The organism is Pedococcus cremeus, assembly GCF_900111375.1.
Classification (GTDB): domain Bacteria; phylum Actinomycetota; class Actinomycetes; order Actinomycetales; family Dermatophilaceae; genus Pedococcus_A; species Pedococcus_A cremeus.
In genome coordinates, this window is record NZ_FOHB01000001.1 from 690931 (window position 1) to 711855 (window position 20925).

The 20925-nt window shown below is 71.6% G+C and carries 17 protein-coding genes; 7 read left to right on the forward strand and 10 right to left on the reverse strand.

Going from position 1 to position 20925, the window contains the following annotated elements; all coding sequences use genetic code 11:
* Positions 1-50: 50 nt before the first annotated feature.
* The 3 genes from glmM to rplM all read right to left on the reverse strand — a co-directional run bounded on the left by glmM (position 51) and on the right by rplM (position 2592).
* Positions 51-1400 carry a phosphoglucosamine mutase gene (glmM, locus tag BMW78_RS03300; protein ID WP_091756298.1) on the reverse strand — a complete coding sequence of 450 codons (1350 nt, stop codon included), beginning with the start codon at positions 1398-1400 and terminating at the stop codon, positions 51-53.
* Positions 1401-1602: 202 nt separating this feature from the next.
* Positions 1603-2106: a 30S ribosomal protein S9 gene (gene rpsI, locus BMW78_RS03305; RefSeq protein ID WP_091756300.1), complete on the reverse strand. Its 504-nt coding sequence runs from the start codon at positions 2104-2106 to the stop codon at positions 1603-1605.
* Between the two features lie 42 nt (positions 2107-2148).
* Positions 2149-2592: a 50S ribosomal protein L13 gene (gene rplM, locus BMW78_RS03310; RefSeq protein ID WP_091756301.1), complete on the reverse strand. Its 444-nt coding sequence runs from the start codon at positions 2590-2592 to the stop codon at positions 2149-2151.
* A gap of 237 nt (positions 2593-2829) precedes the next feature.
* On the opposite strand from rplM, the gene BMW78_RS03315 reads away from it, so the two are divergent.
* The 4 genes from BMW78_RS03315 (at position 2830) to BMW78_RS03330 (ending at position 6085) form a co-directional block, all read left to right on the forward strand.
* Complete coding sequence (locus BMW78_RS03315; protein WP_091756303.1) at positions 2830-3468, forward strand: helix-turn-helix domain-containing protein; 639 nt, start codon at positions 2830-2832, stop codon at positions 3466-3468.
* Positions 3465-4760, forward strand: a complete 1296-nt coding sequence (locus tag BMW78_RS03320; RefSeq protein WP_091756304.1) for an MFS transporter — start codon at positions 3465-3467, stop codon at positions 4758-4760. Before BMW78_RS03315 ends, BMW78_RS03320 begins: the two co-directional genes overlap by 4 nt.
* A 159-nt stretch (positions 4761-4919) precedes the next feature.
* Complete coding sequence (locus BMW78_RS03325; protein WP_091756306.1) at positions 4920-5408, forward strand: cupin domain-containing protein; 489 nt, start codon at positions 4920-4922, stop codon at positions 5406-5408.
* A gap of 5 nt (positions 5409-5413) precedes the next feature.
* Positions 5414-6085 carry an LmeA family phospholipid-binding protein gene (locus BMW78_RS03330; protein ID WP_177180248.1) on the forward strand — a complete coding sequence of 224 codons (672 nt, stop codon included), beginning with the start codon at positions 5414-5416 and terminating at the stop codon, positions 6083-6085.
* Here BMW78_RS03330 and BMW78_RS03335 read toward each other — a convergent pair.
* Entirely contained in the window at positions 6075-7310 is a 1236-nt protein-coding gene (locus tag BMW78_RS03335; RefSeq protein ID WP_091756310.1) for an MFS transporter, read from the reverse strand. The two genes, BMW78_RS03330 and BMW78_RS03335, sit on opposite strands and share 11 nt — an antisense overlap.
* 78 nt (positions 7311-7388) lie before the next feature.
* Between BMW78_RS03335 and BMW78_RS03340 the strand changes: the two genes are divergently transcribed.
* Positions 7389-7886, forward strand: coding sequence for a MarR family winged helix-turn-helix transcriptional regulator (locus BMW78_RS03340; protein ID WP_091756312.1), 498 nt, complete (start codon positions 7389-7391; stop codon positions 7884-7886).
* Between the two features lie 84 nt (positions 7887-7970).
* Here the strand turns inward: BMW78_RS03340 and pulA are convergent, their stop codons facing one another.
* The 3 genes from pulA to BMW78_RS03355 form a co-directional block, all read right to left on the reverse strand.
* Positions 7971-13748 carry a pullulanase-type alpha-1,6-glucosidase gene (gene pulA, locus BMW78_RS03345; protein ID WP_091756314.1) on the reverse strand — a complete coding sequence of 1926 codons (5778 nt, stop codon included), beginning with the start codon at positions 13746-13748 and terminating at the stop codon, positions 7971-7973.
* 237 nt (positions 13749-13985) lie between these two features.
* Complete coding sequence (locus BMW78_RS03350; protein WP_091756316.1) at positions 13986-15668, reverse strand: ABC-F family ATP-binding cassette domain-containing protein; 1683 nt, start codon at positions 15666-15668, stop codon at positions 13986-13988.
* A gap of 79 nt (positions 15669-15747) precedes the next feature.
* Positions 15748-16392 (reverse strand): TetR/AcrR family transcriptional regulator, encoded by a 645-nt coding sequence (locus BMW78_RS03355; protein ID WP_245735629.1) that lies wholly within the window; start codon positions 16390-16392, stop codon positions 15748-15750.
* Positions 16393-16455: 63 nt separating this feature from the next.
* On the opposite strand from BMW78_RS03355, the gene BMW78_RS03360 reads away from it, so the two are divergent.
* Together BMW78_RS03360 and BMW78_RS03365 are read left to right on the forward strand one after the other, a co-directional pair.
* The gene (locus BMW78_RS03360) at positions 16456-16974 is read left to right on the forward strand and encodes a dimethylsulfonioproprionate lyase family protein (protein ID WP_091756319.1); all 519 of its coding nucleotides are present in this window, start codon (positions 16456-16458) and stop codon (positions 16972-16974) included.
* A 125-nt stretch (positions 16975-17099) separates the two neighbouring features.
* Positions 17100-18023: a hypothetical protein gene (locus BMW78_RS03365; RefSeq protein WP_091756321.1), complete on the forward strand. Its 924-nt coding sequence runs from the start codon at positions 17100-17102 to the stop codon at positions 18021-18023.
* Between the two features lie 54 nt (positions 18024-18077).
* Here BMW78_RS03365 and truA read toward each other — a convergent pair whose 3' ends face one another.
* The 3 genes from truA to BMW78_RS03380 all read right to left on the reverse strand — a co-directional run bounded on the left by truA (position 18078) and on the right by BMW78_RS03380 (position 20829).
* The gene (gene truA, locus BMW78_RS03370) at positions 18078-18914 is read right to left on the reverse strand and encodes a tRNA pseudouridine(38-40) synthase TruA (protein ID WP_091756573.1); all 837 of its coding nucleotides are present in this window, start codon (positions 18912-18914) and stop codon (positions 18078-18080) included.
* 138 nt (positions 18915-19052) lie between these two features.
* Positions 19053-19757: a 50S ribosomal protein L17, sunset domain variant gene (gene rplQ, locus BMW78_RS03375; RefSeq protein ID WP_091756323.1), complete on the reverse strand. Its 705-nt coding sequence runs from the start codon at positions 19755-19757 to the stop codon at positions 19053-19055.
* A gap of 37 nt (positions 19758-19794) precedes the next feature.
* On the reverse strand, positions 19795-20829 hold the full coding sequence (locus BMW78_RS03380; protein ID WP_091756325.1) for a DNA-directed RNA polymerase subunit alpha: 1035 nt from the start codon (positions 20827-20829) through the stop codon (positions 19795-19797).
* Positions 20830-20925 lie beyond the last annotated feature (96 nt).

Consider the following 20925-nt stretch of genomic DNA (forward strand, 5'->3'; position numbering starts at 1 on the left):
GTAGGCCGCGTGGGCTCCTCGACGGCCGCGCGGGCGCGGGCGTGCGGTCCCTACTGCAGCGAGAGACGGGCGCGGACGACCTCGACGAGACGGTCCGCCACCGCCTGGGCCTGCTCCTGCTCGGCGGCCTCGACCATGACCCGGACCACGGGCTCGGTGCCCGACTTGCGCAGCAGCACGCGGCCCGAGCCCGCGAGGGCGGCCTCCTCGGCCTTGACGGCCATCTGCAGCTCCTCGTCGGTCTCGACGCGCGACTTGTCGACGCCCTTGACGTTGACGAGCACCTGCGGGAGGCGGGTCATCACCCCGGCGAGCTCGGCGAGGCTCCGCTGCGTGTCGGCGACGCGAGCGGCCAGCATCAGGCCGGTGAGCACACCGTCGCCGGTGGTGCCGTGGTCGAGGAAGATGACGTGTCCGGACTGCTCGCCGCCGAGGGAGAGCTCGGAACGACGCATCTCCTCGAGCACGTAGCGGTCGCCCACGCCGGTCTGCACGACGGAGACACCCTCGCGCTCCATGGCCTGCAGCAGCCCGAGGTTGCTCATCACCGTGGTGACGAGGGTGTCCTTGGCGAGCGTTCCGCGGTCCTTCATGGCGAGCGCGAGGATCGCCATGATCTGGTCGCCGTCCACCTCCACGCCGTCGGCGTCGACTGCGAGGCACCGGTCGGCGTCGCCGTCGTGGGCGATACCGAGGTCGGCACCCCGTGCGACGACGGCCTCCTGGAGGTGCTCGAGGTGGGTCGAGCCGTAGCCGTCGTTGATGTTGAGCCCGTCGGGCTCGGTGCCGATCTCGTGGACCGTGGCGCCGGCGAGGCGGAACACCTCCGGCGAGACCTGGCTGGCGGCGCCGTGTGCCCCGTCGATGACGACCTTCAGGCCGTCGAGGCGGTTCGGCAGCACGGTCAGCAGGTGGCTGATGTAGCGGGTGTGGCCGTCACGCATCTGGTGCACGCGACCGACGTTGGCACCGGTGGGCCGGGTCCACTCCTGGTCGAGCCGGGCGGCGATCTCGTCCTCGACCTCGTCGGGCAGCTTGTGGCCACCCGCGGCGAAGAACTTGATGCCGTTGTCGGGCATCGCGTTGTGCGAGGCCGACAGCATGACGCCGAAGTCGGCGTGGGTGTCGGCAGTCAGGTAGGCGACTGCCGGGGTGGGCAGCACGCCGGCGTCGTAGACGTCGACCCCGGCGGAGGCCAGGCCGGCCACGACCGCGGCGGAGAGGAACTCACCCGACGCGCGCGGGTCGCGCCCGACCACGGCCTTGGGGCGGCGGCCCTGGGCGAGCGAGGCGTCCCCGAGGACGTGCGCTGCTGCCACTGAGAGGCTCAGGGCGAGCTCCGGGGTGATGTCGACGTTCGCGAGGCCGCGGACGCCGTCAGTGCCGAAGAGTCGTGCCATGAAGGGGGAACCTTTCGCGGTCAGGGGCACGCGGCACACCCGGCAGGAGTGACCGCCGCCCTCGTGAGCAGGCGCGTCCGACGCAACCTACTCCCGAAAACGCCGATGGCGGCACCCGACACTTCCGGGTGCCGCCATCGGCAGGCGCGGATCGAGGACCAGCGCTTGTGGAGCCGAGCGGTGAGACCGGCGCCAGCCGGGATCAGCGCTTGGAGTACTGCGGGGCCTTGCGGGCCTTCTTGAGACCAGCCTTCTTGCGCTCCGGGACGCGGGCGTCGCGGGTCAGGAAGCCGGCCTTCTTCAGCGTCGGACGGTTCAGCTCCTCGTCCACGCCGTTGAGCGAGCGCGCCACGCCGAGGCGGACCGCACCGGCCTGGCCGGAGGGGCCACCACCGTGCACGCGCACGAGCACGTCGTAGGCGCCGTCGAGCTCGAGCACCTTGAGGGGCTCGTTGACGAGCTGCTGGTGGACCTTGTTCGGGAAGTAGTCCTCGAGCGTGCGCCCGTTGATCTTCCACTCGCCGGTGCCGGGGACGATGCGCACGCGGGCGATGGCCTGCTTGCGTCGACCGGTGGCGGCGCCCGGGGCCGAGGCGCTCGGGCGGCGGGTCTGCTCGCCGGAGACGGGGCCCTCGGACTCGGAGGTGTACTCGGTCAGCTCGACGTCGTCGCCCTGGGCGTCGATGTTCTCAGTGGTGTCAGCCACGAAATATCCTCAATTCGCTTTCTGCACAGGTCCTTGGCGGACTTACTGCGCGACCTGTGAGATCTCGAAGGGCTGCGGCTTCTGCGCAGCGTGCGGGTGCTCGGGGCCGGCGTAGACCTTCAGGTGGGTCAGCTGCTCGCGCCCGAGGGTGGTGTGCGGCAGCATGCCGCGCACGGCCTTCTCCACGGCCTTGGCCGGGCTCTTGGCCAGCAGCTCGGTGTAGGAGGTGCTCTTCAGGCCGCCCGGGAAGCCCGAGTGGCGGTAGGCCTTCTTCTGCTCGAGCTTGGCGCCGGTGAGGGCGACCTTCTCGGCGTTGATGACGATGACGAAGTCACCACCGTCGACGTGGGGCGCGAAGGTCGTCTTGTGCTTGCCGCGCAGGAGAACGGCGACCTGGCTCGCGAGGCGGCCCAGCACGACGTCCGTCGCGTCGATCACGTGCCAGGTGCGAGTGACCTCGGCCGGCTTCGGTGTGTAGGTGCGCAAAGTGTCTTACCTTACGTTCGGTTCTTCACTGGGTGCGTATGCCGCGTGCTCCCGAGGGCGCTGATGTCGCCCTGGAGGGCGCGCGACACAACAGTGCTCAAGTTTACGGGTGGCGGACCACTCGCCCAAATCGCACCACGTCGGCCAGGAAACCCCCGCTGACCTGCGGCGATGCACAAGCACAATGTTTGTGCACAAATCTTGTGCAAAGAGAGTGTGCACAGGTATTGTGCACGTATGAGCACCACCGACGACGCCGGCTTCACCGGCATCCGGCTCGACGCGGCGGCCCTGCGGGTCCTGGCCCATCCCCTGCGTTCGCGCCTGCTGAGCACCCTCCGCCGGGGAGGCCCCGCCACCGCGACCGCCCTGGCAGCCACGCTGGGCACCAACTCGGGCGCGACCTCGTACCACCTGCGCAAGCTGGAGTCGGTCGGCCTCGTCGCCGACACCGGCGAGGGCGAGGGCAAGCGCCGCCTGTGGCGGGCGGCCACCGACTTCCACTCCTTCGACCCGAGCGACTTCGCCGGTGACGAGGACTCCGAGACCGCGCTCAACTGGCTGGTCCGTGACTACATCCGCCACCTCGCCGAGCAGTTCGAGCGGTGGCTCGACGTCGAGCAGGCCTGGCCGATGGCCTGGCGCGACGCCGCCGGCATGAGCGACTCCTTCGTCATCGCCACCCCCGAACAGCTCCAACAGCTCAAGGCCGAGGTCGACGAGGTCCTCGCCCGCTACCGCCGGGTGGGGCAGGGCAACCCGGAGGCCCGCCGTGTCGCCGTCTACTCGGTCGCCTACCCCATCGACCTCGACCGTGCCCCCCGGGCGGACAGCGCACCCCGGGGCAGGGCCTCCAGGACGAAGGAGCAGCCATGAGCCACACCCCTGCGCCGCTCTCGGCGGCCGCCGCCCGACGGGTCTTCCTGCTGCTCACCGTGACCCGCTGGTTCCCGGTGGGCCTGGTGATCGGCATCCTCACCCTGATCGCCCTCCAGCGCGGCATGAGCGTGGCCCAGCTGGGCGTCATCTTCTCGGCGCAGGGTTTCGTCGTCCTCGCCCTGGAGCTGCCGACCGGCGGGTTCGCCGACGCGCTCGGCCGGCGGCCGGTGCTGGTCGCCTCGGCCGTGGTGAACCTGGCGTCGTGGGGGCTCTTCCTGGCGGCGCACACGTTCTGGGTGTTCTTCGCGGCGCTCGCGCTGCAGGGCGTCTTCCGCGCCCTCGACTCCGGTCCCCTGGAGGCGTGGTACGTCGACACCGCCCACGCCGACGACCCGACCGTGCCGGTGGAGAAGGCCCTCGCTGCGGCCGGCACCGCCCTCGGCGTGGCCATCGCCGCCGGTGCGCTGGTCTCCGGTGGGCTCATCGCCTGGCACCCGGTCAGCGCCGTCACGGCCATCGAGCTGCCGGCCTATGTCGCTCTCGCCCTGGGCGTCGTCCACCTGGTCGCCATCGCCGTCCTCATGAAGGAGCCGCGCACCCACGTCGACGCCACCGGGTTCCGCCGCGCCATGCGCTCGGCGAAGGAGGCCCCCCGCACCGTGGCGGACGGCATACGGCTCCTCGGCTCCTCACGGGTGCTGCTCACGCTGGTGCTCGTGGAGGTGTTCTGGAGCGTCGGGATGATCGCCTTCGAGACCTTCCACCCCATCCGGCTCGCCGAGCTCGTGGGTGGCGAGGACCGTGCGGGCGCGATCCTCGGCCCGGTCTCCGCGGCGGCGTGGGGCCTGTTCGCCGCCGGCTCGGCCGCGGCCGGGCTGTCGACCCGGCGCATCGGCGTGGCGTGGACGGCGGTGGCCGCCCGGGTGCTGCAGGGCGTGTTCATCGTGGTCATGGGACTCATGGGCGGTCCGGTCGGCCTCGTGACGGCGTTCCTCATCACCTACACGCTGCACGGGTTCGCCGGCCCGGCGCACGCCACGCTGCTCCACCGCCAGGCCACGCCCACCAACCGGGCGACGGTGCTCTCGATGAACTCGATGGTCGCCGGCGGCACCTTCAGCCTGGCCCTGCTGGTCCTCGGCCCGTTGGCGGAGCAGACGTCGACGGCGCTGGCCATCATCGTCGCCGGCGCGTTCAGCATCCTCGGCGCGGCCCTCTACCTCCCGGCCGTCCGCCAGGAGCGTGCCCTCCCCGAGGCCGCGGTCGAGGCGCAGCCGGTCGTCGCCTGACGACTCCCCTCAAGCCCTCCCGGTTCCGGCGGCGGACCGTCCTCCCTACCGCCGGACCCGGGAGCCCCACCTGCGAGCGACGTCGGACAGCCACGCCTGACAGCCACGCCTGACAGCCACGCCTGAGAGCCACGCGCCGGCCACGGCAGACTGGGGCCCATGAGCTACCCGCCCCCGATCTACCGCAGCGACACGGGCGAGGCCAGTGCCTGGCTGCGGCCCGCCGACGCCGCGCCCGAGCTGCAGGGCGTCAACACGCAGGTGCACTACCTCGCCACCGGCGCCACGACGGGCGGCCTCTTCGGGCTGTACCGCTACGAGATGAGCGCGGCGCGCAGCGGCCCGGACCCGCACTTCCACAAGACCATGGCCGAGTCGTTCTTCGTCCTGCGGGGCACGCTGCGCCTCCACGACGGCACCGGCTGGCGCGACCTGCGGGAGGGCGAGTTCGCGCACGTGCCGCCCGGCGGCATCCACGGCTTCCGCAACGAGTCGGGCGAGCCGGTCTCGATGCTGCTGCACTTCGCACCGGGAGCACCGCGGGAGTCCTACTTCGAGGCGGTCGCCGAGGTGGCCAGGGGCGAGCGCACCCTCAGCCCCGAGGAGTGGACCGAGCTGTACAGCCGCCACGACCAGTACATGGTGTGACCGGCGTGCGCACCTTCCTCCTCGGCCTCGTCACCGGGGTGCTCGCCGTCGTGGTCGGCCTGGCCGCGGTCGTGCTCGTCGCCGCTGACCCCGGCCGCCCCGGGGCGGCCGGGGTCCCGCCGCAGCCGGGCGCCACGTCGCGCCCGCTGCCCTCGCCGCCGACGGACCTGCGGCGCGGCGAGACCTGGCTGCAGGCAGTCGTCCTCGACTCCTCCGCGGTGCTGACCTCCGACGGCGGCTTCCGTGACGTGCACGCCACCGGCCAGGACGTGCGCATGACCAGCAGCGGCCTGCGCGCCGGCACCCTCCGCCTCGTGGCGACCCTCCCGTTCGACGCCGCGGCTCGCCAGGTCGGCCGCGGGGTCCAGCTGTATGCCGCGGGCGGCGGGAAGGCTGGCGTGCGCCGGACCACGACCCTGCTCGGTCGCCAGGTGCAGGTGCGTGCGACCGGCACCGTCCGGGCGGTCGGCGGCCAGCTCGTCATCGAACCCGAGACGGTCGACCTTGGCGGACCCGAGGTGCTCGACGCGGCCCTGTCCGCGACCGTCCGCCGCCTGGTGACGATCCGTCACACCGTCCAGGGGCTCCCGGCGGGCATGCGGCTCACCCACGTCGAGGTGACCGACGGCGGGTTCCGGGCCACGCTGGACGGCACCGGAGTCGTGCTCACGGGCTGATCGCCACACCGACGGGAGCCGGGGCCGGCTCCGCCCCGGCCCGAACGAGGTCGCGCGACCCGCGCACCAGCATCGGCGCGAACGACGCGAGCGCCATCACCACTGCTGCGGTCAGGATCACCCGGCCCGCGCCGACCGCGTGGGCCAGCGGGCCGGCGAGCGCGTTGCCCGCGGGGATCGCGACGAACGACGTGAGGATGTCCCACGACGCCACGCGCGCGAGCACCCTGTGCGGCACGCCGTCCTGCAGCGCGGTGTCCCAGCAGACCGAGAAGTACATCAGCCCGCCGAACCCGACCGCGCCGGCCACCACCACGGCCGGCAGCGTGCCCGGCCAGGCGAACGCCGCGGCATACACCGCCATCAGGGCGACGCAGGGCCAGCCGACGAGCAGCGGCCGCGAGGGCGGCAGGCGCAGCGCCACCACGCCGCCGAGCAGCCCACCGGCACCCGAGGCGGCCGAGATCCAGCCGAGCGAGGTGGGTCCACCAAGGTCGCGGACGGCGATGACGTCGACGAGGACCACGACGGCACCGAAGGCTGCGTGGTATGCCGTGGCGGCGAGCAGCCCGGCCAGCAGCCAGCTGCGGCTGGTCACCTCGCGCCACCCCTCGCGCAGCTCGGCGAGCATCCCCGTGCGGTCGGCACGGAGCGCGTCGACGCGGATCGCGGCGACGGTCGCGGCGGAGACGAGGAACGACACGGCGTTGAGGACGAACGCCCACGGCGCCCCGGCCCACGCGACGAAGACCCCTGCGCTCGCGGGCCCTGCGATGAAGGCACCGTTCTGGAGGATGTTGAGGGTGGCATTCGCGGCATGGCGGCGCGAGGCGGGCACCAACAGCGGCCGCAGCGAGGTGAACGCGGGTCCGAAGAACGCCGCCGCTCCCCCAGTGGCCGCAGCGAGTGCGCAGAGCGCGAGCGGACGGTCCTGCCCGGTGGCGAAGTAGGCCGCGGTCCCGAGGGTGCTCGCGGCCCGGACGAGGTCGCTGACGACCATGATCCGTGCGGGCGCGACCCGGTCGGCCCACACACCACCCACGAGGGTGCAGGCGAGCCGGGCAGCCATGGTCACCGCCAGGACGAGGCCGAGCTCGGTGGCACTGCCTCCCCCGGCCACCACGGCGACGGCCAGGGCGATCGGCCCGAACGCGTCGCCGAACCACGAGAGGCCCTGACCGGTGGCGAGGAGCCGGAAACCGGCGGGTGCAGGGGTGCTGGTCATGGTGGACCATAGTAGTTAACCGTCTAACTATTAGCCAGTTGATTTTCAGACGGTGTGCACACCTGCGAGGATGGCGGCATGGCACAGCAGCGGGACTGGGTCGACCAGCACGTCGACCGGTGGCGACGGACCTTCGACGGCTTCGACCCCGAGGTGGAGGGAGCGATCGTCCGCATGGGGGCGATCAACCGGCACATCAAGCGCGCCAACACGGCAGCGTTCGGGGAGATGGGCCTCGCGCCCTCCGAGTACGACACCCTGCACACGCTCCTCATCCAGCCTGAACCGGCCGAGACCACCCCGGCACAGCTCGCCGAGGCGTCCCACGTCACGCGGGCGGCGATGACCTCACGGCTGGACCGCCTGCTCGAGCTGGGCTACGTCACCCGGGAGAGCGACCCCCTCGACCGGCGCCGGATCCTGGTCCGACCCACGCCGGCCGGCCGCGCGGTCTGGAAGAAGGCGCTCGAGCTCGCCCTGGTCCAGGAGAAGGCGACCCTCGGGGTCCTCAGCGACCGCGAGCAGGTCCAGCTCAACACCCTGCTGCGCAAGGTCGTCCTCGGCATCCAGCCCTGACCCCTCTCACGGGGCTGGGCCCCGTCACCGCACGCCTCGACGTGTCGGTGACGGGGCCCAGCTCGGCGTGGGTGCCCTGGTGGCTCAGTGCTGGACGAACACCGCCACGGTGCGTGCCGGCACGGTGGCCGATCCGCTGGCAGCGTCCCACCCGGAGGTCTTGACCACCGGGTCGGAGCCGTTCGCCTGCACCGGCGAGAGCGACAGGGCAGCTCCCGCGAGGCCCGGCACCTTCTGGTTCACCGGCTCGGCGGAGGCGTTGAACACCACCACGAGGCCCTTGAGCGCCGGGTCCGCGTCGGTGCCCTTGGTGTCGTCGACGCGCATGGCGATGACGCCCTGGTGCGCGTCGGCGGTGCCGCTCGCCGGGAACGAGACCTTGGCGTTGATCGCATCCGCCGTCCCGAGGCGGAACAGCGGCGAGGAGAACCGCAGCCGCAGGAGGTCCTGCGCCTGGGCGCTCGCGCTCTGCACGTCGGAGGCGCCCGGCTTCAGCGCAGGGTTCCCGAGCAGCGGCTTCATGTAGGACCACTTGCCGCCGTTGTCGCCCTTGAGCGGCAGCCCGTGCCCGAAGCCGTTGTCCTTGCCGGTCCAGTCGAGGGTGTTGAACCAGTCGCCACTGTCGTAGCTGTTGCGGTCCAGCGACTTCGAGCGCAGCAGGTCTGCGCCCGCGTGCCAGAACGACGGGGTCTGCGACAGCGCCGTGGTGGCCAGCGAGACGGTGTTCATCCGCACCCGGTCGGCCATGGTGGTGGCCTGGGGCAGCTTGTAGGTCAGGCTGTCGAACAGCGTCTCGTTGTCGTGGGCGTCGACATAGCTGATGACCTCGTCGGGCTGGTCGGCGTAGCCGGCCGGGGCGTCGCCGTACTTCAGCTGGTCGCCCCGCTGGACGTCGCCGGACTCGTTGCTGCGGAAGGCGAACGAGCGCAGGTTGCCGGCCAGTCCGAGCTCCACCAGGTCGGTGTCGTGCTTCAGCGAGGCCGCGGCCCCGTCGTTGATCGGCGCACCGTTGGGGGCGGTCGCCTCACCGCTGCCGAAGCCCTGCTTGCGCGGGTCGTCGTCGAAGGGTCCGCCGCCGCGGACGGCGTCGCGCAGCCGGTCGGAGAACGACCCGATGCCGGTGCCGCCGAGCTGGCCCTGGGTCGCCTGCGTGAAGCGGGCGTTGTTCGCCACCTCACCGAAGTTCCAGCCCTCGCCGTAGAGGTAGATGGACTTCCCGTCGACGCCGTCCTTCGTCAGGGTGAGCGCGTCGAGCGCGTGCCGGACCGCCAGCATGTTGTCGCGCGAGTGGTGGCCCATGAGGTCGAACCGGAAGCCGTCGACCTTGTAGTCGCGCGCCCACAGCACCACGGCGTCGACCATCAGCTTCTGCGCCATGGCGTGCTCCGTGGCGACGTTCTGGCAGCAGGTGCTGGTCTCGACGGCGCCGGTGGCGTTCAGGCGGTGGTAGTAGCCGGGCACGATCTTGTCGAGCACCGACTTCGCGTCCTGGCCCGAGGCGGCGGTGTGGTTGAACACCTGGTCGAGCACCACGCGCAGGCCGTCACGGTGCAGACCGCCGACCATGGTGCGGAACTCGGCGACCCGCCTGCCGCCGTCGGCCTCGGCGGGGGTCGAGGTGTAGGAGCCCTCCGGCGCCATGAAGTGCCACGGGTCGTAGCCCCAGTTGAAGGCGTCCTTCTCGCGCACCTTGTCGACGCACGCCTGCTGCTCCTCGCTGTCGGCCGGGTACGAGGCCAGGTCGCAGTCGGGCTTGGCCTGCTTGGCCGGGTCCTCCTCGATCGAGGCGATGTCGAAGGTCGGCAGCAGGTGCACGGTGTTCAGACCGGCGTCGGCGAGCGCCTTGAGGTGCTTGGTGCCGTCACCGTTCTCCGCGAACGCCAGGTAGGAGCCCCGGTTCTCGGCGCTGACCGTCTTGTCGCCCACCGAGAAGTCGCGCACGTGCAGCTCGTAGATGGTCGAGTCGACGTCCTGCGCGAGCTTCGGCGACGCCGCCGTGCGCCACAGCTGTGGCTGGAACGTCTTGTCCCGCAGGTCGACCGCGACCGACCGGGTCGAGTTCAGCGTCAGCGCCGTCGAGTACGGGTCGGTGACGAGGTTGGTCTCGACCTGGCCGGTGGTGGGCGCGAACACCGTCACCTCGTAGAGGTAGCGGGCGTTGCGCTCGCCCGCCGCCGCCGACCAGGAGCCGTCGCCGGCGCGCTCCATCGGCATGCGCTTCGCCTGCGACACCGGGGCGTCCGCCGCCGAGCCGGCCGGCCAGGTCAGGACGGCGACCTTCGCCGCCGTCGGCGCCCACACCCGGTATGCCGGCTGGCCACCGTCGAACGTGGCGCCGTAGGTGCGGGTGGCGGCCTTGGCGGCATACAGGCTGTCGAGGACGTAGGCGGTCTGGACGCCGGTGGCGTCGAGCAGCGCACCGTTGTTGTCGTACATCGCGACCGCGACCTGGCCGCGCAGGATGTCGCCCGCCTTGCGAGCGGTCTTGTCAGACAGCCGGAGGGCGAGGTAGCCCTTCAGCTCGGGATGGGCCGAGGTGACCGAGCCGGGCAGGCCGGCGGCGTCGTAGGCCAGGTCGGCGACCGAGCCGCCGGTGACCGCCTCGGCGTCGACGGCCAGGCCACCGTCGGGCGACCAGTGCAGGCGCCAGTGCAGCAGCGCCGGGTTGGCCCCTGCGGGCACGCCGTTCGCCGGCCAGGCCAGCAGGCCCGGCTCGACCCAGAACGCCTTGGCCTTCTTCAGGTCCGGCGCGGCGCCGGGCTTGGAGACCTTGGCCGTCACCTGGTGGGTGGCGAGGACATACGAGAGCGTCACGACGACGCCGTCGGACGGCACGGACAGCGAGATGTTGGAGCCGCCGGCCGCGCCGCCGTCACCGTAGTTCTCGTTCCAGTTCAGGCCGTGCGCGATCTTGAACTCGTAGGAGCCGGCAGGGATCTGGTTGGTCGACCAGGTGTAGGTGCCGTCACCGTCGGGGTCCTGCATCCACGGGCGCATGCAGGAGGGGTCCCAGTCGCCGGGGCAGCCGAGCTCGCTCTGGAAGGAGCCGGGCGCGGTGATGATCGGGCCCTGCGCGTCGGAGGTCACCCAGTGCGTCGAGTGGTCGTAGTAGAAGGTCACCGGGGTGCCGGGGGCGGTGTACTCGATGTTCGAGCCGCCCGGCTGGCCGCCCGCACCGTAGTTCTCGTCCCACGACTTGTTGATCGCGGCCTTGTAGGCGTGCGGGGCTGCCGGCAGGGTGTAGGTGCCCTTCCAGATCTGGTCCTTCGCGTCGAGCGTCAGCTGTGCCTGGTCGCAGTCGGGCGCCCAGTCACCGGCACAGCCCATCTCGGAGTTGTGGTCGCCCGGGACGCTGACGTTCGCCGGCTGCACGACCGGCCCGACACCGCCGCCGTCGCCTCCGCTGGAGCCCGCGGCTGCGTCACCGACGACGCCGTAGGAGGAGGTGGCCGAGATGTTGCCGCTGCTGTCCTTGACGAGCGCGCGGTACTCGAGCAGCGTGCCCTTGGCGATGCCGGAGACGTCCTGGTAGACGCGGTACGGCGCGCTGTCGTCGGTGCCGATGGTCTTCCAGCCGGTGGTGCCGACCGGGCGGTAGAGGAAGGTCGTCTGCGCGAAGGTGTTCTCGGTGATGGCGGCACCGATCTCCGCACGGCCGCCCACGACCGCACCCGGCTGGGGCGAGGTGAGGTATGCGGCCGGCGCGGCGTCGCGCTTGGCGAACCCGGAGGTGGCCTTGAAGACCTGCACCGACAGGGCCGGGACGCTGACCGTGACCCGGCTGTCCTTGCCGGACGTCACGCCCTCACCGGCGCCGTAGACCGGCTGGAACCGCTGCTTGTCGCTGAAGGTCGAGAAGGTCGCCTTCTTCGTGGTCGTCGCGTTGTTGGCGACGACGAGGTACTCCGTGCCGCTCGCCCGGTCGACCCGGGAGAATGCGTAGATGCCGGGGCCGTCGCTGGCGTACCGGTGCACCTGGGCGCCGTCGGTCAGGCCGGGGTTCGCCGCGCGCACCTTCGCGAGCTTCGAGATCTGCTGGTAGAGAGGCGCGTTCGTGTCGTAGCGGTCACGCGAACCGGACGGGCCGCCGAGGACCGGCTCGTCGGCATACTGCTGGGTCTTGGTCGCGAACATGTCCTGCCGGGCGTCCTTGTCGCCACCGGCGCCCATGAAGCCCTGCTCGTCGCCGTAGTAGACGACCGGCTGGCCGCGGGTGAGGTACATGAGGCTGTTGGCGAGCTTCGTGCGCTGCATGAGCTCGTCGCCGCTGGCGGACTTGCCCAGCATCATCGCCACCCGGCCCATGTCGTGGTTGCCGAGGAAGGTCGGCGTCTCGTAGACGTTGGAGTCGGTGTCGGTGTACCAGTCGTCGCCGGCGAAGAAGTCGCGCAGCTTGGTGGTGGCCGCGCCCTTGGCGAAGTCGACCGCGCTGGCCTGGAAACCGAAGTCGAGCGTGGCGGGCAGCTTGCCCTCCGTCGTGTACTGGCTCATGAACTCCGGCCGCGAGTCGTAGACCTCGCCGAACATGAAGAAGTCCTTGTTGCCGATGGCCTTGGCGTGGTTCATGACGTCGGGGCTGAACTTCTTCCAGAAGTCCATGTTGACGTGCTTGACGGTGTCGATGCGGAAGCCGTCGATGCCGAGGTCGACCCACGACTTGTAGATCTTGCCCATGCCGTCGACGACCTCGGGGCGCTCGGTGAACAGGTCGTCGAGGCCGACGAAGTCGCCGTACTCGGCCGACTCACCGGCGAAGGTCGAGTCACCGCGGTTGTGGTACATCGTCGGGTCGTTCAGCCAGGCCGGCGTCTTCGCGGTGCGGTCGGCGTCGTTGCGGAAGACGGGCGTGTACGGGAAGGACGTCTTGGCGTCGAGCGCCGGGAAGGTGTCCTTGCCGGCGTAGTCGCGGTCGTCGAAGGTCTTCCCGGAGGCGTCCTTGTACGGGTAGTCGGCCTTGGGCCGGTAGGAGTACTGGTTCTCGGCGTAGCTGATGACGTCGGCCGTGTGGTTGGTGATGATGTCGAAGAAGACCTTCATGCCCTTGGCGTGGGCGGCGTCGATCAGCGCCTTCATGTCCTGGTTGGTGCCGAGGTGGGGGTCGATCTGGGTGAAGTCGGTGATCCAGTAGCCGTGGTAGCCGGCGCTGGCGTTGTCGCCCTCCCCCTGCACCGGGCGGTTCTTGAACGACGGCGTCAGCCAGATCGCACTGGTGCCGAGACCCTTGATGTAGTCGAGCTTCTGGGTCACGCCCTTGAGGTCGCCACCGTGGTAGAAGCCCTTGTCCGTGGGGTCGAAGCCGGTCTCCATGCGGCCGCCGACGAGGCCGCCCTTGTCGTTGCCGGTGTCGCCGTTGGCGAACCGGTCGGCCATGAGGAAGTAGAAGCGCTCCTTGGTCAGCGGTGCCCGCAGCGAGTTCCCGGCGAGCGCCTTGTCGGCCTTCGTCGCGGGTCCGGACAGCTGCACGGGTGCGATGCCGATGCGGTGCGTCGCGTCGTCGTAGGACAGCTCGAGCTTCGCGGGGCCCTCGAGCACCAGGGGGATGTTGGCTCCGCCCTTGGCGCCGTCCTTGCCGTAGTTCTCGTCCCACGAGCCGTTGATGGTCACCTTCAGCTCGTAGGAGCCGGCGGGCACGTCGAAGACCTTCCGGTATGCCGTGGTGTCGCCGTCGCGGGTCAGCCGCGTCTGCGCGCAGTCGGGCTGCCAGTCGCCCGAGCAGCCGAGCTCGTCCTGCAACGAGCCGACGATGGTGGCGGTGCGGTCTGCGGCCCGGGCGGGCCCGGCGGTGAGCGGGACCGTCAGCCCCGAGGCGACGACGGCGAGGCCGCTGACGAGGGCGACGAGGGCGGGGCGGCGAACGGCCACGGACAGCTCCCTTGCTGTGGCTGGGCGCGGGCTGTCGCCGGGGCGAAGCCTGCTCGAAGAGCGCAGCCGTCAGCGGCTGCCGCGTCACCCTAGAGCCAGGTGACATAGTTGCGCCAGACCCCGGCCGCAAGTTGCTGCAAGATTTTGCAGTCCCTTGACCTGCACCGTTCGCCGAGATGGACCCCCACCGCACGCCCCGCGGCGCGTCACGGGGCAGGGGTCCACCTCGGCGGGGCGTCAGCGAGCGCGGTCGACGCGCCCCTCGTCCCACACCGGCTCGTCCGCCTCATAGACCCGGCCGTCGGCCCCGAAGACGAGGAACCGGTCGAAGCCCCGGGCGAACCAGCGGTCGTGCGTGACGGCGAGCACCGTTCCCTCGAAGGCCGCCAGGCCCTCCTCGAGCGCCTCGGCCGAGTGCAGGTCGAGGTTGTCGGTCGGCTCGTCGAGGAGCAGGCAGGTCGCACCGCTCAGCTCGAGCAGCAGGATCTGGAACCGTGCCTGCTGGCCGCCCGACAGCGAGTCGAAGGCCTGCTCCCCCGCCCGGGCCAGGCCGTAGCGGTCGAGGGCCCGGGACGCCTCGTCGCGCGGCTTGCCGGCCCGGTGCTCGTCGCCGCGGTGCAGGACCTCCAGCAGCGTGCGGCCCATCAGCGAGGGGTGCTCGTGGGTCTGGGCGAACCAGCCCGGTCGCACCCGCGAGCCGAGCCGCAGCCGGCCGGTGTGCGCGACCGGAGCCGGTCGCACGTCGCCCACGGGCAGGTGCTCGGGCTCGGGGTCGCTGCCACCCGCCGCGACGAGGCGCAGGAAGTGCGACTTGCCCGAGCCGTTGCTGCCGAGCACCGCGACCCGCTCGCCGTACCAGACCTCGAGGTCGAAGGGCTTCATGAGGCCGGTCAGCTCGAGGCGGTCGGCGATGACGGCCCGCTTGGCCGTTCGTCCACCCGTCAGGCGCATCCGCACGTTCTGCTTCAACGGCAGCGCCTCGGGCGGCCCGGCCGCCTCGAACCGGGCCAGCCGGTTGCGGGCCGCCTGGAGCCGCGAGGCCATGTCGGAGTTGTAGGCCGCCTTCTGCTTGTACATCACCACGAGGGCCTTGAGCTTGGCGTGCTCCTCGTCCCAGCGCCGACGCAGCTCGTCGAGCCGCTCGAACCGCTCCTCGCGGGCCCGGTGGTACGTCGAGAACCGCCCGGGGTGCACCCACAGCGTCGAGCCCGCCCCACCCGGCTCGAGGGTCGCGATGCGCGTCGCGACGCGGTCGAGCAGCTCACGGTCGTGGCTGATGAAGAGCACCGTCTTGGGCGACTCGACGAGCCGTTCCTCGAGCCACCGCTTGGCGGGCACGTCGAGGTAGTTGTCGGGCTCGTCGAGCAGCAGCACCTCCTCGGGGCCCCGCAGCAACGCCTCGAGCACCAGCCGTTTCTGCTCCCCGCCCGAGAGGGTGGTGACCTTGCGCCACTGCGCCTTCTCGTAGGGCACGCCCAGCGCCGCCACGGTGCAGACGTCCCACAGCGTCTCGTAGTCGTAGCCGCCCGCGTCGGCCCAGTCGACGAGCGCCTGCGCGTAGTCGAGCTGGTCCTGCTCGCTGTCGCGCTCCATCATCCGCAGCTCGGTGCGGTCGACGGCCGCAGCCGCACGACGCACCGGCTCCGGGGCCACGGAGACGAGCAGGTCGCGCACCGTCGAGTCGTCGCGCACCTTGCCGACGAACTGGCGCATCACCCCCAACCCTCCCGAGCGGGTGACCGCACCCTCGTGCGCGTCGAGGTCGCCGGCGACGATGCGCCCGAGGGTGGTCTTGCCGGTGCCGTTGGGGCCGATGAGCGCGACCTTCGCGCCCTCGCCGACGCGCAGGCTCACGTCGTTGAGGAGCGGCCTGCCGTCGGCGAGGGTGAAGCTGACGCTGTTGATGTCGACGTGGCCCACAAGGTGCCAGTCTGCTGCATCGGCGAGGTGCGGCTCACCCGCATTTCCCGTATGCCGCGCGGCAGGTGCCGCTGCCGCCTCACCCCTCGAGGAGCAACCGGCGCCAGGCGTCGTCGAGGTGGCGCGCGTAGCGGCGGGCGCTCCACCCCCGGGAGCGGAGCAGCAGGAAGTACTCGGGGCTGTTCATCGCCCACACCACGTCGGCCAGCTCCGACGGGCGCAGGTCGGTCCGCACCCCACCGGCCGCGCGCAGGTCGGCGACGAAGAGCCGCATGTTGGCGGCACGGCGGTCCACGAGGTGCTGCCACACCCGGCAACATCCGGGGTCGGTCTCCCCCGCGCGACGGAGCGCCTCGACCAGCGGGGCGACGGCCGGCATGAGCCGGCCCAGCGCCGCGGCATACACCGCGATCTTGTCCTCGGCGGTCGCGGCGGCGCGGACCGCTCGCACGTAGTCGCGCTGCTCGGCCGGGACGGGCTCCTCCGCGCTGCCGAGCACCATGTCGACCACGGCGAGCAGGAGCTCGGGCTTGCGCCCGACGCTGGCGTAGACGGTGTCGACGGAGACGCCGGCCGCACGCGCCACGTCGGCCACGGACGTCGCGTCCCACCCGCGCGCGGTGAAGAGCTCGCGCGCCGCCGCGAGCACTGCGGTCCGGGTCGCCGCGGCCTGCTGCTCGCGAAGCGCGGAGCGGTACCGCCGGGTCTTGACCGTGCCTGCCACGGAACCTACTGTAGCAATATTCATCCGAAACGAGTTCGGGCGAATTGGCCCAAGGAGGCCAGGATGAGTCAGCACACGTCATCCCCCACCGCCACGGCCGTCCACCGACCGGCCGGCACCGGGCGCGCTACCTGGGCGATGGGCTCGTTGTTCGAGCACCTGCTCGGGGCCGAGGAGTCCGACGGCCGACTGGGCGTGGCCCTCGTGACCCAACCGCCCGGCGTGGCCACCCCGCTGCACCGGCACACCCACGAGGCGGAGGCCTTCTTCCTCCTCGAGGGCACGATGACCTACCGCGCGGGCGAGGAGGTCTTCCACCTCGCTCCCGGCGACTTCATCTGGCTGCCCCAGGGCCTGCCGCACGCCTTCCGCGTCACCGGCGACCAGCCACTGAAGATGCTCGCCCTCACCGAGCCGGGAGGACTGCTCGGCCTCTACGACGAGGTGGGCATCCCCGCCACCGAGCGGAGGCTCCCGGGCGACGACGGGCTGGCCATGGAGGTCGAGATCCCGCGCTGGAACGAGGTGGGACCCCGCTACGGCCTCGAGGTCGTCGGTCCACCGCTGCCCGTCGATGCCTGACCAGCCGTCCTGACCAGAGGGCCTGACCGGCGGGCCTGACCGGCGGGTAAAGAGTTCACCAAGTCGGCAGGGAGGGCGTCAACGGGTTGCGACCATGGAGGTCGAACCTCCCCGGAAGGACTGCTGTGCCCCACCGCCCCGCCGCCTCGACGCGTCGCCCCGCGCACCTGCTGGCTAGGCTCGCGCTCGTGCCGCTGCTGGCGGTCACCGCCCTGTTGGCCACCGGGTGGGACTCCGCCTCCTCGGCCAGGGCCACCGCCACGACGCCGCCGCAGACGGCTTCCTCGCCCCGCGCGATGTGGGTCTGGGACACCTCGACCCCTGCCGCCACCGTGGCGCTGGCGCAACAGGCTGGCGTCGGGCAGCTCTTCGTCGCGGTGCCGCCGCGGCTGCCCAGCTCGTCGGTGCTGCCGCAGGTGCGGGAGATCTCGCAGCGGGCTGCGACCGCCGGCATCCGGGTCGACGCCCTGGGCGGCGACCCCGGCTGGGTCGACAACCCCACCTGGGTCGTCGACAACTGGCTCAGGCCCGCCATGGGCACCGGGCTGTTCACCGGCGTGCACGTCGACATCGAGCCGTACACGACCAGCGCCTGGCAGACCGACCAGGCCGGGGTGGTGCAGCGCTACCTCAGCACGCTCGACACGCTGGTCGCGGCTGCGGCGCCGGCTGCGGTGGAGGCCGACGTCCCGTTCTGGCTGCACGAGGTGCCGGCCGGTGCGTCGACCCTCGACCGCGAGATCCTCCGTCGGGTGCCCGGTGTCTCGGTGATGGCCTACCGGGACACCGCCGCCGGCGACGACGGCAGCATCGCCCTCGCCACGCCGTCCATCACCGCCGCCACCGAGCTCGGCAGGCACGCACGGGTGGGCCAGGAGACCAACGACCTCGGCGACGACCCCGTGGCCCAGAAGCAGACCTTCTACGGCCAGACGCGCACCGAGCTCGAGCAGCAGGTGGCCCAGATCGGGGCGGCGTTCGCCGGCCAGCCCGGCTACGCCGGCATCGCGATCCACGACTCGGTCGGCTACGCAGCCCTGGCCCCCTGACCGGCGCCCCTCGTCCGGGGCACGCGGTCTCGCCCCGGGCCCACGCGGGCCCCCTCACTCGGAGAGGACGCGCACCGACCTGGCCTGCTCAGCCCTCGCGGCCAGCTCCTCGTCGGGCGGGTAGACGACCTCCTCCAGCGACAGCCCGTGGGCCGGCATGACGGACACCGCCGGGTCGCGTCGGCGAGCGGCCAGCACCTGGGCGGGCCACTCGGCGGGCCGCCGTCCCTCGCCCACCGGCACCACGGCCCCTACGAGGGCGCGCACCATCGAGTGGCAGAACGCGTCGGCCTCGACGGTGCCGGCCAGCGTGCCGTCGTCGAGCCGGGCCCAGCGGTAGGACAGGAGCGTGCGCACGGTCGTGGCGCCCTCGCGCTTCTTGCAGAACGCCGCGAAGTCGTTCAAGCCGAGCAGCGTGCGCGCCGCTGCATCCATCACCTCGACGTCGAGCGCGTTCCTGGAGACCACCGTGTCACGCCGCCGCAGCGGGTCGAGCGACGCGGGGTCGTCGCAGATCCGGTAGAGGTAGCGCCGCCGCACGGCGGAGAAGCGGGCGTCGAACCCCTCGGGCGCCTGCCGCACCCGGCGCACGACGATGTCCGGCGGCAGGATGCCGTTCAGGCGGGTGACGGCCGCGGCCTCCGGAGGGCGGTCGGAGCGGCCCGGCACGGCGGCCCAGGCCGCCGCGTCGAGGTCGGCGTGCACGACCTGCCCCCGGGCGTGCACCCCGGCGTCGGTGCGACCCGCCACCGTCAGCTTCACCGGTTCCGCAGCCCGCAGCATCGTCGTCACGGCGGCGGTCAGCTCCCCCTCGACGGTGCGGCGGCCGGGCTGGGCGGCCCAGCCGGAGAAGTCGGTGCCGTCGTAGGCGAGGTCGACCCGCACCCGCAGCGACGCGGCCGCCGAGCTGCCGCTCACCTCTGCCTGCTCCACGCGGCCACCCTACGACCCGGCAGCCCCCGGCGACGGCGAAGGCCGCCCACCCCGGAGGGTGAGCGGCCTTCGTCAGTGACCAGCCGGAGCGGTTGCTCAGGCGCCGGCCTTCGTGAAGCCAGCGGCCTCGGCGTCCTCGGCGGACTGGAACCACACCTCGGCAACGGTCTGCTCGAACCACTGGCCATCCGGCTCGTGGTACTTCATCGAGTTCATGTTGCCCTTGACGGTGTAGGCGTCGTCGGGGGACGAGCCGTCCTCGTTCGCGGCGACAGCGCCCTGGGGCAGCTCAGCGGCGGCCTCGGCGGCCTCGGTGGCCTCGGTCTGCTCGACCTCGACCTCCACGACCTCCTCGTCCTTCGCCGGCTTCTCCGCCTTCTTGGCGTCCTTGGCCGCGCGCTTGGTGGCGGCCTCGGCCTCCTTGACGGTGGCCTTCTTGGCGATGGGCTCGCGGACGAGCTCGATCACGGCCATGGGGGCGTTGTCACCCTTGCGGGCGCCAATCTTGGTGATGCGGGTGTAGCCACCCGGCCGCTCCGCCATGTCGGGCGCGATCTCGGTGAAGAGACGGTGCACGACGCCCTTGTCACGGACGACGGTCATGACCCGGCGACGGGCGTGCAGGTCACCGCGCTTGGCGAAGGTGATCAGACGCTCGGCGAGGGGGCGCAGCCGCTTGGCCTTGGCCTCGGTGGTGGTGATCGAGTCGTTCTCGAACAGCGAGGTGGCCAGGTTGGCCAGGATCAGCCGCTCGTGAGCCGGACCGCCGCCGAGACGGGGACCCTTGGTGGGGGTGGGCATGGTTCAGGTTCTCCTTGGATGGGGACCGTACGGTCGGTCAGAGCTGCTCGTCCTCGGCGAACGACTGGTCGTCGTCGGCCGTCTCGTCGTAGTCGTCGCCGTAGGAGTCAGCGATCGCGCTCGGGTCGAACCCGGGCGGGCTGTCCTTGAGCGCCAGACCCATGCCGACCAGCTTCGCCTTGACCTCGTCGATCGACTTCGCACCGAAGTTGCGGATGTCGAGCAGGTCCGCCTCGCTGCGGCTCACGAGCTCACCCACGGTGTGGATGCCCTCGCGCTTGAGGCAGTTGTACGACCGGACGGTCAGGTCGAGGTCCTCGATCGGCAGCGCCAGGTCAGCGGCCAGGGCCGCGTCGGTCGGCGACGGACCCATGTCGATGCCCTCGGCCTCGACGTTGAGCTCGCGGGCCAGGCCGAACAGCTCGACCAGGGTCTTGCCGGCGGACGCCATGGCGTCGCGGGGAGCCATCGAGTTCTTGGTCTCGACGTCGACGATCAGCTTGTCGAAGTCGGTGCGCTGCTCGACACGGGTCGCCTCGACCTTGTAGGTCACGGCCAGGACCGGGCTGTAGATGGAGTCGACCGGGATGCGGCCGATCTCCTGGTCGCCGGACTTGTTCTGGGCGGCCGAGACGTAGCCGCGACCGCGCTCGACGGTCAGCTCCATCTCGATCTTGCCCTTGCCGTTCAGCGTGGCGATGTGCAGGTCGGGGTTGTGCACCTCGACACCCGCGGGCGGGGCGATGTCGGCGGCGGTGACCGCGCCGGGGCCCTGCTTGCGCAGGTACATCACGACCGGCTCGTCGTGCTCCGAGGAGACGACCAGGCCCTTGACGTTGAGGATGATCTCGGTGACGTCCTCCTTGACCCCGGGGATCGTGGAGAACTCGTGCAGCACGCCGTCGATGCGGATGCTGGTCACCGCGGCACCCGGGATGCTCGAGAGCAGGGTGCGACGGAGCGAGTTGCCGAGCGTGTAGCCGAAGCCGGGCTCGAGGGGCTCGATGACGAAGCGGCTGCGGTTGTCCGCAACGACCTCTTCGCCGAGGGTGGGGCGCTGTGCAATCAGCACGGTGATCTTCCTTCCCACAGGCGACCGCTATTTGACGCCTTGTGAAAGTGCCGGTCCGACCGGCTGTCTGGCTGCCTCTGTCCGCAGACCAGACCA

Coding starts and splice junctions, on each gene's coding strand:
- rplQ (WP_091756323.1), bottom strand. CDS start 19,757: ATGCCCACCCCCACCAAGGGTCCCCGTCTCGGCGGCGGTCCGGCTCAC.
- BMW78_RS03315 (WP_091756303.1), top strand. CDS start 2,830: ATGAGCACCACCGACGACGCCGGCTTCACCGGCATCCGGCTCGACGCG.
- BMW78_RS03320 (WP_091756304.1), top strand. CDS start 3,465: ATGAGCCACACCCCTGCGCCGCTCTCGGCGGCCGCCGCCCGACGGGTC.
- BMW78_RS03340 (WP_091756312.1), top strand. CDS start 7,389: ATGGCACAGCAGCGGGACTGGGTCGACCAGCACGTCGACCGGTGGCGA.
- BMW78_RS03325 (WP_091756306.1), top strand. CDS start 4,920: ATGAGCTACCCGCCCCCGATCTACCGCAGCGACACGGGCGAGGCCAGT.
- glmM (WP_091756298.1), bottom strand. CDS start 1,400: ATGGCACGACTCTTCGGCACTGACGGCGTCCGCGGCCTCGCGAACGTC.
- BMW78_RS03360 (WP_091756319.1), top strand. CDS start 16,456: ATGAGTCAGCACACGTCATCCCCCACCGCCACGGCCGTCCACCGACCG.
- BMW78_RS03335 (WP_091756310.1), bottom strand. CDS start 7,310: ATGACCAGCACCCCTGCACCCGCCGGTTTCCGGCTCCTCGCCACCGGT.